The following is a 1,241-nucleotide window of genomic DNA, read 5'->3' as shown; positions in this document are numbered from 1 at the left end:
TCGTTCGCCCAGCAACGCCTGTGGTTCCTCGACCAGCTCGACCCCGGATCGGCCGAATACGTCATCCCCTCCCCGATCCCACTCACCGGGGACATCGACATCGCCGCGCTACGTGCCGCGCTCGACGCTCTGGTCGAGCGGCACGAGGTGCTGCGCACCCGCCTGATCGCCGACGACGACGGCATCCCGTGGCAGGTCATCGACCCGCCCACCCGGTTCGACCTGCCCGTGGTGGCCGTTACCGAAGACGAGGCACGCGCTTTTGTCGCCGCCGACGCTGCCACCCCGTTCGATCTCGCGACCGGGCCGCTGATCCGCGCCAGCCTGCTGCGCCTGGCCGACGACCAGCACATCCTCGCCCTGTCCATGCACCACATCGTGTCCGACGAATGGTCCGCCGGCGTTTTCAACCGGGAGCTGGCCGCCCTGTATGAGGCGTTCCGCGACGGCCGGCCCAACCCCCTGCCGCCACTAACGGTGCAATACGCCGACTTCGCCGTCTGGCAACGCGATCGGCTGACCGGACCGGTCCTTGAGGAACAGCTCGGCTACTGGCGGAACCAACTGGCCGACCCGCCCGTCTTGGAGCTGCCGACCGACCACCCCCGGCCCCCGGTGCGCTCCACCGCCGGAGCGGCCATCAGCTTCCACCTCGACTCACACGTCACGGCCCGGCTCCGGGAACTGTCCCGGAAGCAGTCGTCCACGATGTTCATGACGCTGCTGGCGGCGTACGCGGTGCTGCTGGGCAAATACAGCGGCCAGGACGATCTGGTTGTCGGGACGCCTGTTGCGGGCCGCACCCAGGGGCAGACCGAGGACCTGATCGGCTTTTTCGTCAACACCCTGGCGCTGCGCACCGACCTTTCCGGCGACCCCACCTTCACCCAACTGCTAGGCCGCGTAAGGGCCACCGCCCTGGATGCCTACACCCACCAAGACCTGCCCTTCGAACAACTCGTCGACGAGCTGGGAATCGCACGCGACCGCTCCCGCACTCCCCTGTTCCAGGCCTTCTTCAACTACGTCATCGCGGATTCGTCGAGCGATCGGCTAGCGGCGGGGAACCTTCAGGAGCCACCGGCGAAGTGCGACCTCATGGTGGGCTTCACTCAAGATGGAGACGCCCTCACGGGGACCGTGGAGTACAGCACGGCGTTGTTCGAGGGGTCGACGATCGAGCGGCTGGCCGGGCATCTGACCCGGCTGCTGGAGGCGATCGCTCAAGACCCCAACCGGCA

1 protein-coding gene is annotated in these 1,241 nt (G+C 67.7%); it reads left to right on the top strand.

Annotation, left to right across the window (positions count from 1 at the left end; translation table 11 throughout):
* On the top strand, nucleotides 1-1,241 hold a 1,241-nt coding region (locus ABZ860_RS42810), incomplete at both ends, for a condensation domain-containing protein (protein ID WP_357232613.1).

The organism is Microbispora sp. NPDC046973, assembly GCF_040644495.1.
Lineage (GTDB): Bacteria > Actinomycetota > Actinomycetes > Streptosporangiales > Streptosporangiaceae > Microbispora.
The sequence above is the reverse complement of the archived record's forward strand: the minus strand, read 5'-3'. Positions and strand labels throughout refer to the sequence as shown.